General features: G+C 71.5%; 11 protein-coding genes. 4 read left to right on the top strand and 7 right to left on the bottom strand.

Features of this window, described 5'->3' with window-relative positions:
• The first annotated feature begins 13 nt into the window (after positions 1 to 13).
• Complete coding sequence (locus FF100_RS38755; protein ID WP_425463383.1) at positions 14 to 373, top strand: DUF1902 domain-containing protein; 360 nt, start codon at positions 14 to 16, stop codon at positions 371 to 373.
• Here the strand turns inward: FF100_RS38755 and FF100_RS33765 are convergent.
• The 5 genes from FF100_RS33765 to FF100_RS33785 form a co-directional block, all read right to left on the bottom strand.
• Positions 370 to 1,149, bottom strand: coding sequence for an ABC transporter permease (locus FF100_RS33765; RefSeq protein WP_139040393.1), 780 nt, complete (start codon positions 1,147 to 1,149; stop codon positions 370 to 372). The genes FF100_RS38755 and FF100_RS33765 overlap by 4 nt on opposite strands.
• Entirely contained in the window at positions 1,149 to 2,072 is a 924-nt protein-coding gene (locus FF100_RS33770; protein WP_139040394.1) for an ABC transporter permease, read from the bottom strand. Before FF100_RS33770 ends, FF100_RS33765 begins: the two co-directional genes overlap by 1 nt.
• On the bottom strand, positions 2,069 to 3,154 hold the full coding sequence (locus tag FF100_RS33775) for an ABC transporter ATP-binding protein (protein ID WP_139040395.1): 1,086 nt from the start codon (positions 3,152 to 3,154) through the stop codon (positions 2,069 to 2,071). Before FF100_RS33775 ends, FF100_RS33770 begins: the two co-directional genes overlap by 4 nt.
• A 449-nt stretch (positions 3,155 to 3,603) precedes the next feature.
• Entirely contained in the window at positions 3,604 to 5,166 is a 1,563-nt protein-coding gene (locus tag FF100_RS33780; RefSeq protein ID WP_139040396.1) for a DHA2 family efflux MFS transporter permease subunit, read from the bottom strand.
• Between the two features lie 255 nt (positions 5,167 to 5,421).
• Entirely contained in the window at positions 5,422 to 6,666 is a 1,245-nt protein-coding gene (locus FF100_RS33785; protein ID WP_139040397.1) for an HlyD family secretion protein, read from the bottom strand.
• 190 nt (positions 6,667 to 6,856) lie between these two features.
• On the opposite strand from FF100_RS33785, the gene FF100_RS33790 reads away from it, so the two are divergent.
• Together FF100_RS33790 and FF100_RS33795 are read left to right on the top strand one after the other, a co-directional pair.
• Positions 6,857 to 7,489: a TetR/AcrR family transcriptional regulator gene (locus FF100_RS33790; RefSeq protein WP_139040398.1), complete on the top strand. Its 633-nt coding sequence runs from the start codon at positions 6,857 to 6,859 to the stop codon at positions 7,487 to 7,489.
• Between the two features lie 209 nt (positions 7,490 to 7,698).
• Complete coding sequence (locus tag FF100_RS33795; protein ID WP_139040399.1) at positions 7,699 to 8,205, top strand: DUF2867 domain-containing protein; 507 nt, start codon at positions 7,699 to 7,701, stop codon at positions 8,203 to 8,205.
• A 75-nt stretch (positions 8,206 to 8,280) separates the two neighbouring features.
• Here the strand turns inward: FF100_RS33795 and FF100_RS33800 are convergent, their stop codons facing one another.
• Together FF100_RS33800 and FF100_RS33805 are read right to left on the bottom strand one after the other, a co-directional pair.
• The gene (locus FF100_RS33800; RefSeq protein WP_139040400.1) at positions 8,281 to 9,234 is read right to left on the bottom strand and encodes an NAD-dependent epimerase/dehydratase family protein; all 954 of its coding nucleotides are present in this window, start codon (positions 9,232 to 9,234) and stop codon (positions 8,281 to 8,283) included.
• Positions 9,235 to 9,246: 12 nt separating this feature from the next.
• Positions 9,247 to 9,675, bottom strand: a complete 429-nt coding sequence (locus tag FF100_RS33805; RefSeq protein ID WP_246102689.1) for an Lrp/AsnC family transcriptional regulator — start codon at positions 9,673 to 9,675, stop codon at positions 9,247 to 9,249.
• Positions 9,676 to 9,704: 29 nt separating this feature from the next.
• Between FF100_RS33805 and FF100_RS33810 the strand changes: the two genes are divergently transcribed.
• The coding region (locus FF100_RS33810) for a pyridoxal-phosphate dependent enzyme (protein ID WP_139040401.1) at positions 9,705 to 10,082 on the top strand (378 nt) is incomplete at its 3' end.

The raw sequence follows: 10,082 nt of genomic DNA on the forward strand, positions 1-10,082 counted from the left end.
CATTTCCGATTCGATGTTCCGACAAGAGAGTGGACTGGTGGACCAGTTGGATGGTGGACCACTACCACGGCCTCATTCAATAGGCCCGCGGCCCGACGCCGGTCAGGATCGCTGGCCGCCTCGGAGCCGTTGCGGATCGTATCGCCATCCGCGACGATGGTCCCGACAGTCCAGGACCGCTCCATGTCCGCGTCCCGCCATCCGGATCGCCCACGACCCCGAAGCGGATGTCTGGTCCGTCGAGGAAAGCGACCTGCCGGGCGTCAGCGTCGAGGCACCGACCGCGGACGCCCTGATCGCCCGCCTGCCCGTCATCGTGGCGGATCTGCGTGACGAGGACGATCCCGTCCCGGTCGTGATCGTAACCGGCTAACGCCCCCGCCGCGCCGTCAGCACCGAGGCCCCCAGCACCGCCACGCTCACCGCCCCGATCAGCAGCGTCGAGATCGCGTTGATCTCCGGCGTCACGCCGAGGCGGACCTGGCTGTAGAGGCGCATCGGCAGGGTGGTGGCGCCCGGCCCCGAGACGAAGCTCGCGATCACGAGGTCGTCCATCGACAGGGTGAAGGCGAGGAGGAAGCCGGCGATCACCGCAGGCGCGATCAGCGGCAGGGTCACGGTGCGGAACACCGTGACGGGGGCGGCCCCGAGATCGGCGGCGGCTTCGAGCAGCGAGCGGTCGAGCTGGCGCAGGCGGGCCTGCACCACCACGGCGACGAAGCAGAGCGTGAAGGTCGCATGCGCGATCACGATGGTCCAGACACCGCGCGGGATGCCGAGGCCCACGAACAGCAGGAGCAGCGACAGGCCGGTGATCACCTCCGGCATCACCATCGGGGCGTAGACGAGCCCGGTCAGGAGCGGCCGGCCGGGAAAGCGCCGGCGCCCGTCGAGGGCCAGCGCCGCCAGCGTGCCGAGAACCGTCGCGAGGCCGGCCGAGGCGAGCGCGACCTTGAGCGTCACGAGGGCGGAGTCGACGAGCGGGCCGTTGTCGAGGAGGCCGGCATACCAGCGGGTCGAGAACCCGGCCCAGACCGTGACGAGCCGCGAGGCGTTGAACGAGTAGACGACGACCAGCAGGATCGGCCCGTACAGGAAGGCCAGCCCCAAGCCCAAGGCGGCCCAGGCGAGCGGATGGGCGCGATGCATCACGGGCGCTCCAGCCGGCGCGACTCGGCCTCGCGGAACAGCACCACCGGGCCGGCGACGATCACGAGCAGCACCACGGCGACCGCCGAGGCGAGCGGCCAGTCGCGGTTGGAAAAGAACTCGGTCCACAGCACGCGGCCGAGCATCAGGGTGTCGGTCCCGCCGAGCAGGTCCGGGATGATGAACTCGCCGGTGATCGGGATGAAGCAGAGCAGCGCCCCGGCAAGGAGGCCGGGCAGCGACAGAGGCACGGTCACGGTGCGGAACGCTCCGAGCCGGCTCGCCCCGAGGTCGCGGGCGGCCTCGATCAGCCCGCGGTCGAGGCGTTCCAGCACCGCGTAGAGCGGCAGCACCATGAACGGCAGGTAGGCGTAGACCACCCCGATCATCACCGCCGCCGGGGTGTTGAGGATCTCGACCGGCTTGACCACCAGCCCGAGCGCCAGCAGCGCCTGGTTGAGCAGCCCGTCGGCCTTCAGGATCGCGATCCAGGCGTAGACCCGGATCAGGAAGCTCGTCCAGAACGGGATCACCATCAGGGCGACGAGGAGCGGCTGCCAGGCCTTCGGCGCCCGCGCCATGGCGTAGGCGATCGGGTACCCGACCAGGATCAGGAGCCCGGTCGCGGCCAGGGCCACGCCGAGCGAGGTCAGGCCGGCCGCGAGGTAGAGCGGGTCGGCGATCAGCGTGCGGTAATTCTCGAAATCGAGGGCGGCGAAGACGTCGGCCCACCCGGCGAGCCCCGCATCCCAGTCGAGCACCGGGGTGTAGGGCGGCAGCGCCGTCGCCGGGTCCGACAGGCTGATCTTCACCACCACCAGGAACGGCAGGCCGAAGAAGGCGAGGAGCCACAGGAGCGGCACCGCCGGGAGGGCGAGCCGCCCGAGGAAATCGCGCAGAGACTCGCGCCGGCGGCCCGTCATGCGGAGTCCGCCGGCAGCAGCGAGGCGTCATCGCTCGAGAAGCTCAGATGTACCGGCGTGCCGACGCCGAGGCCGGCGCCGGGGGCCCCGGCGGCGCGCAGCACCCGCCCGTCCGCCATCCCGACCCGGTAGACGATCCTGTCCCCGAGATAGGTCGCGTCGAGGAGCGTGCCCGGGAGACCCTGCCCGGCCAGCGTCAGGCGCTCGGGCCTCAGCGCCAGGAGGCCTGGCGCCCCCGCGGGGCCGGCGCCGTGATGGTCGAAGGCCTGCACGAGACCGAGCGGCGTCTCGAGGCCGCGCAAGGCCCCGGCCCCGCCCCCCCCGAGCCGACCCTCGATCAGGTTCACGTCGCCGAGGAGGCTGGCGACGTAGCGGGTGGCCGGGCGCTCGTAGAGCTCGGCCGCCGATCCGACCTGGACCAGCCGGCCCGCCGCCATCACGCCGATGCGGTCGGCGAGCACCATCGCCTCGGCGGGGTCGTGGGTGACGACCACGAAGGTGGTGCCGAGCCGGCGCTGCAGCGCCCGCAGCTCGGCTTGCGTCTCCTCCCGCAGGGCGCGGTCGAGGGCGCCGAGCGGCTCGTCGAGAAGCAGCACCCGGGGCCGCTTGGCGAGCGCCCGGGCGAGCGCCACCCGCTGGCGCTGGCCGCCCGAGAGCTGGTCGGGCCGGCGGGCGCTTAGATGATCGAGCTGCACCAGCCGCAGCATCTCGGCGACCCGGGCGGCGACCTCCGCCTTGCGCAGGCCCTCCCGCTCCAGCCCGTAGGCGACGTTCCGCGCCACGTCGCGGTGCGGGAACAGGGCGTAGGACTGGAACATCATGTTGACCGGCCGGCGGTGCGGCGCCGCCCCGGCGAGGTCCTGCCCGTCGAGGAGGATTTTTCCGGCACTCGGCTCCTCGAAGCCGGCGGTCAGGCGCAGCAGCGTGGACTTGCCGCAGCCGGACGGCCCGAGCAGGCAGAAGACCTGTCCGGGCGCGAGGTCGAGGTCGACGCGGTCGACGGCGAGATGGGCGCCGAAGCGCTTCGTGACCGCCTCGAAGCGGAGATGGCCGGTGGCGGGAGAGGGAGCGGGCGTCGTCACGTCGTCCGGGCGGCGTGGGCGGGGGACCCGACATCTAGCCCGGCCAGGGCGGCCGGGGAAGGGCGGACCGGGAAGGGCGGTGCGCTGCTTCGGACTTGCGGCCGGACGTCGTGCCGTTTCTCCGCCACGCCGTCGACACGCCGGTCTTGGCCATATCCATCCATCGGACCAAGGTCGATGCCCTAACGCCTTGCCGGATTTGTGTGGTCGCGTGTATTGATGAGGTGACACGCGTCGATGCCGTCCGCTGCGTCCCTCGACCTGGACGGCCTCCGCATCTCCTCCCGAGACGTGTCGTCAACTTGGCGTCTCTCTCCGCCCGGGGAGGGGCGCCTTTGTTTGCGGCGACCCGTCCCGACATCTTCGACCCTCCCCTCGCTCCCCTGCGTCATCCTTGGGCTCGCGGGCTGCGAGAGCCGGGGTGACGTCGAGGGCGAGGCGAAGTCCCCTCAATGCGCGTCCGCCCCCGCCCCGCCCGGACGCGGCCGGCGGATCATCGGCGTGGCGCAGGCCATCAGCACGAACAGCACGGTCAGGATCAGGAACACGTCGGAGAAGCTCATCAGGAGCCCCTGCATCCGCACGGTGTTCATCATCGCCTTCAGCGCCATGGCGTCCGGGTTGCCGGCGAGCCCGGCGAATCCCTTCGCCATGCTGTCGAGGCGCTCAAGCACCATCGGGTTGGTCCAGGTGAAGCGCTCGTGCAGGCGGGCGAGGTGGAGGTCCCAGCGGTCGTTGAGCGCGGTGTTGATCAGCGCCAGCCCCACCGCGCCGCCGAGGTTGCGGGTGAGGTTGTAGAGGCCGGACGCGTTCTTCATCCGGGCCGGCGGCAGGGTGCCGAGCGCGATGTTGTTGATCGGGATCATGCACAGCATCAGCGAGCAGCCGCGCAGGATCTGCGGCCACAGCAGCTCGGTGAAGTCCCAGTCCTTGGTGATCCCGGTGACGATCCAGGTGCCGGCGGCGAAGCCCGAGAACCCGATCGCCATCATGATCCGCGGATCGACCTTGCCCGAGAGGCGCCCGGCGATCGGGGCGGTGGCGAACATGCACAGGCCTGAGACGAACATCGTCTCGCCGATCTGCAACGCCGAGTAGCCGCGCACCCGGCCGAGATAGACCGGATACAGGTAGGTCAGGCCGTAGAGGCCGATGCCCATGACGAAGCTGAACAGGCAGCCGCCGGCGAAGTTGCGGTCCGAGAAGGCGCGCAGATCGACGATCGGCTGCTCGGCGGTGAGGGCCCGCCAGAAGAACCCGATGCCGGCCACCCCGCCGACGATCGCCGCGAGGAAGATCGCCTCCTCCTGGAACCAGTCGTGGGTCGGTCCCTCCTCCAGCACGTATTCGAGGCAGCCGAGGAACGCCGCCATCAGGCCGAGGCCGGCCCAGTCGAAGCGCTTGAGCAGGTCGAGGTTCGGCTTGTCGAAATCGACCAGGAGGTAGGTCGACACGGTGACGAAGATGCCCGGCACGATGTTGACGAGGAACAGCCAGTGCCAGTTGAACAGGTCGGTGAGGTAGCCGCCGACCGTCGGGCCGATGGTCGGCGCCAGCGTCGCGACGAGGCCGATCATCGGCGAGACGATGCTGCGCTTCGAGGCCGGGAAGATCGTGAAGGCCGAGGCGAACACCGTCGGGATCATGCCGCCGCCGATGAACCCTTGCAGGGCGCGCCACAGGATCATCTCGCCGATCGTCGACGAGGTGGCGCATAGCAGGCTCATCAGGGTGAAGCCGCCGGCCGAGATCACGAACATCCAGCGGGTCGAGAGCACCCGCGACAGGGTACCCGACAGCGGGATCGAGATCACCTCGGCGATGAGGTAGCTCGTCTGCACCCACGGGATCTCGTCGGCCGAGGCCGAGAGGCCGGCCTGGATCTCGGCGAGCGAGGCCGAGACGATCTGGATGTCCAGGATCGCCATGAACATCCCGAACACCATGCAGACGAACGCCACCATGCGGCGGCGGTCGATCGGCGCGTCGGCGGGCGCGGGGGTCGCGGCCATGTCGGAAAGCCTGCTTGGTCTCTAGGGTCGACGAAGGTGCGAAAGCGGTTCCCGCCCCGCAGGGTCATCCCGGGGCCGCGAAGCGGCGCCCGGGATCCGGAAGTGCGAGACGTTCAGAACGAGGCGGTGCGTGCCGCTTTCCGTCCGGGCCCGCCTGCGGTTCCGGAGGCCTGGCTTCTCGCGTGCGGCGAGCCCCGGAGCGACGTGGTGGGCTTCAAGTCTCGTGGGCGGACCCGGTACACGTCCCGCAGGGCCTTACCGCCCCGCGGTGCGTACCGACGCCGCGCCCTTCCCCTCCGACACCGCCTGATGCGGCTCGATCGGGGCCGGGGGCTTGGTCTCGTCGAGGCCGCGGGTGTCGACCCGCACTTCCACCGAGAGACCCGGCCGCAGCAGGCCCTCGCGGGCGACCGCCTCCGGCACCCGCACCCGCACCGGCAGGCGCTGGACGATCTTGGTGAAGTTGCCGGTCGCGTTGTCGGGCGGCAGCAGGCTGAACACCGAGCCGGAGGCCGGCGACAGGCTCTCGACGGTGCCGAGGATGTCGCGGTCGGGCCAGGCATCGACCCGGATATGGACCGGCTGGCCGACCCGGACCCGGCCGAGCTGGGTCTCCTTGAAGTTGGCGTCGACCCGGGCGCTCTGGAGCGGCACCAAAGCGGCGATGCGCGAGCCCGGCGCCACGTAGGCCCCGGCCTCCGTCGCCTTGTTGCCGATCACCCCGTCGAAGGGCGCGCGCAGGACCGTGAAGGTCAGGTCGCGCTTCGCCCGGTCGACGGCGGTGCGCAGCTCGGCCGCCAGGTTCTCGGCCTCCTGCGTCTGCGCCTCCAGCACCGCGACGTTGGCCTGGAGGGCGATCAGGTTGGCCTCGGCGCCCTTCACGGTGGCGTCCGACCGGTCGCGGTCGGCCCGCGACTGCTCCAGGCGCGACTTGGCGGCGAACTCGGATTGCGCGAGCTGCTGCTGGCGCTGGTAATCGGCGGCCGCCCTCACCTGATCGGCCTTGGCGGCATCGATCTGGGCCTGGCCCTGGAGCACCTGGGCGCGGGCGGCTTCCGCCTGCCGGGCGATGCGGGCGATGGTGCTGCGTTGCGTCGCCAGCTTGTCCTCGGCGGCCTTCAGCGCCAGGCGATAATCGCCGTCCTCGATCCGCGCGATGACGTCGCCGGCCTTCACCGCCTGGCCGTTCACCACCGGCACCGCCTCGAGATAGCCCGAGACCTTGGCGGCGAGCGTCGAGATGTCGGCCTGGACGTAGGCGTCGTCGGTCGAGACGAAGAAGCGGCCGGTCGTCCACCATTCGTGGCCCGCATAGGCGCCGTAGGCGCCGCCGCCGGCCAGCAGCGCGAGCAGGACCAGGCGGCGCACCGGGCGCTTGCGCTTCGCGGGCGGAGCGGCGGCCTGCGGGGTGGCCGGTGTCGTGGCAGCAGCTTGAGGGGCGGCCTTGGCCGCCGCCCCGCCGGCGGGCCGGCCCTGCGCGTAATCGTCTCGGAACGCCATCGTTCAGTCCACCCGTCCTCGGGGAGCGTCCCCGGTACCATCGCCCGAATCGGTTGACGGCTCTCGAACGACCGCGATACTACGTTGACCGAACCGTTCGGTCAATCGATCCTGTGTGCGGTGCACACGTCCGATTGATTGCCGCTGCCGCACCTCCCACATTGTCCTCTGGATCCTCCCGGCCCCGACGATGAGCGACGCTTCCCTGAGTTCCCCTCCCGCCGATACCGAGAAGCGCCGCCAGATCCTGGACGGGGCCCGCGAGGTCTTCCTCGCCAGCGGCTTCGACGGCGCCAGCATGGGGGCGATCGCCAAGGCGGCGGGCGTCTCGAAGGGCACGCTCTACGTCTATTTCGAGAGCAAGGAGGCGTTGTTCGAGGCGCTGACGATCGAGGAGAAGCGGAGCCTCGCCGAGAACATCTGCCGCCTCGACCACGACGACCCCGACGTCGCCGCCGTCCTGCGCCGCCTCGGCACCAACCTGATGGAGGCGATGGTAAGGCCCGACCACATCGCCTCGGTGCGGATGGTGATCGGCGCGGCGGAGAAGTTCCCGCGTTTCGGCCGCGCCTTCTACGAGGCGGGTCCGGTGCTCGGCCGGACGCGGCTGCGCGCCTATTTCGACGCCCAGGTCGCCGCCGGCCGCCTGCGCCCGATGGATTCGGACCTCGCCGCCCGCCACTTCTCCGACCTCTGCGCCGCCACGACCATGCGCCGCCTGCTCTTCGCCGTCGGCGACCCGCCGACCGAGGCCGAGACGACCTACTGGGTGGCGGAGGCCGTGCGGGTGTTCCTGGCGGCCTACGGGCCGGAGGGGCAGTGAGGGGGGATGCAGGCGGTGACCGGCCGCAAGCGGATGGTCCGCCTGCGAGCCGCCCGACATTCCGTCTATCGTCATCATTTTCCGGTCGGACGCGGGCCGGCGGGCCACCGGCCAGGTGATCCGGGCGAGCGGCGGCGATAGGCTCCGACCTCTCGAAGCCGGAGTCCGGAGCCGTAAGCATGGCCAAACGCTTGTCCCGGATCCGGACGATGAGGCCGCCGGCCGATTGCGCGGTGGCCTCCTGGTATCCGGGCGCGGACCTCGTCGATGCCTTCGCGGTGACGCTCCCTGGGCCGGGACCATACGACCTATCGAGGCTGGCTCAGGACGGGCTCTCGAACCCGGCCCCCTGGATCACGGCGGCCATGACATTGCGCGACGCGGCCGTGCGCCTCGTCGGCCTGCGGACGTCGGGGGAGATGCGGGACCGCCTGAAGGCCGACGGCCGGGACCGGATCGACTTCTTCCCGGTCCTTTCCCGGTCCGAGCGCGAGATCGTCCTGGGAGAGGACGACCGCCATCTCGATTTTCGCCTGTCGCTTCTGCTCAGCCGACGTCCGGACGGGCAGGAGGACCTCGTCGCCACCACGGTCGTGCGCTGCCGCAACCGGCTCGGCCGTGCCTATCTCGCCGCGATCATGCCCGGGCACGTTCTTGTCGTCCGTTCGGTCCTGCAAAGGGCGGCGGCATTCCAGGCGGGCAGGATGGCCGTTTGACGGACCTTGCAGTCCGTGCGGGCCGCTCGAGAAATGGTCGGCGACGAACCGGTCTCCGCTTCGCCGGACTATGCTCTACTCCTGCTCCGCCCGCCACGCGGCGAGCAGTGCCGCTTCCTCGCCCCGGGTCAGTCCCGTGACCGGGCCACCGGATTCCTCCATCCAGCGCAGGGTGTCGCGCGCGGTCTCCTCCAGCGGCCGCGGGGTCAGGCCCGCCGCGAGCGTCGCCGAGACGTCGCGCGACGCGTCGCCGATCGTGTCCGGCAGCGGGAGCGGCAGGGCGTACGGCCCGGATTCGCGCCCGACGCCGTGGCGGTCGAGGAAGGCCCGGTCGACCCAGACCGGATGGCAGGACGACCCGAGCGCGTCCGCGCAACGCGCGAGGAAGGCACGCCGTGTGCAGGCCGGCGCGACGGCGTCGAACGGCCCGGCAAGGCCGCGTTCCGCCGCGCGGACGATCCACCCCGCGAGGTCGCGCCCATCGATGAACTGCACCGGATCCTCGGGCGCGGCCGGCGCCAGCACCATGCCGCCCCGCGCCAGCCGGGCGACCCAATAGCCGAACCGCCCGGTCGGATCGCCCGGGCCGACGATCAGGCCCGCCCGGACGATCAGGGCGGATCCGCCGAAGGCCCGCTCGCAGGCGACCTTGGCGGCGCCGTAGGATCCGTCCTCCGCCGGCGCGAGGAGCGGCGCCGTCGCCGCCCGCTGCCCCGGCGTTTCCATGTCGGCATAGACGCTCGTCGTCGACACGAAGGTCCAGTGCCCGATCCGGCCGTCGAGGGCCGCCAGCGCCCGCCGGACCTGGGCGGGATCGCGCGATACGTCCACGGCGGCGTCGAAGGTCTCTCCCGTGAGGGCCGCGAGCCCGTCAGGCCGGTCGCGGTCGACCGCGACGAAGCGGGTTCCCGGCGGGGGAGATCCGGACAGGCCGCGGGTGGCGCAGGTCACGGCGTGACCGCGGGCGGCGGCCTGTGCGGCGACCATCCGCCCGAGGAATCGCGTCCCGCCGAGGACCAGCAAACGCATGCTCCGCTCCCATCACGTCTCGATCACCTGCCGCCTCGCCACCATTGGCAGGAACGTTTGCACGTTCGGGTCGTCGTGGAACACCGCGCAGGTGAAGCACTCGTACTCGGCCATGCCGGGCCGGCGCAGCGCCAGCACGCAATCCGCCTCGCCGGTCGCGCGGTCCAGCGAGACCAGGACGTGCAGGCAGGGCGGCGTGCCGAGCACCACCGGATCGGCCACGGCCATGTCGGCGACGATGACGCCGTCCTGCCGAGTCCGCCGCAGCACCGCGCTCTCGGACAGACCGATCCGCTCGGCGGGGATTCGCGCCAATATCGGGCTGTCGACCTGGACGACGGCGAGAAGCGCGTGGCCGAAGCGGTCGAGGATGGCGGTTTCCGGCATGGATTGGCTGTAAACAGCGGAAAGCGTCGCAAGGTGGCACCATTTCGGTGCCAACTGTCGCGGGCCTCCGGCATGATCGGGGAATGACCGACGCCGTTCCTCCCTCTCCCCGCCGGGACCCGTCGCCCGAGACGATCGCCGCCTTCCTGCGCGGGCTCGATCCGGCCTATGCGCCGACGCCGCTGCGCCGCCTGCCGGCGCTCGCCCGGCGCCTCGGCGTGGCGCAGGTCCTCGCCAAGGACGAGACCGGCCGGACGCTCGGCAGCTTCAAGTCGCTGGGCGGCACCTATGCCGGCCTTAACGCCCTGGCTCGCGCCGCAGGGCTGAGCCCAGCCGACCTCCTGGCGGCGCGGCCCGCGGGCCAGCCGGCCCTGGTCTGCGCCAGCGACGGCAATCACGGCCTCGCGGTCGCCGCCGCGGCGCGGTTCGCCGGTGCTGCGGCGCGGGTGTTCCTGCATGCC

This window comes from Methylobacterium terricola (assembly GCF_006151805.1).
GTDB lineage: Bacteria > Pseudomonadota > Alphaproteobacteria > Rhizobiales > Beijerinckiaceae > Methylobacterium > Methylobacterium terricola.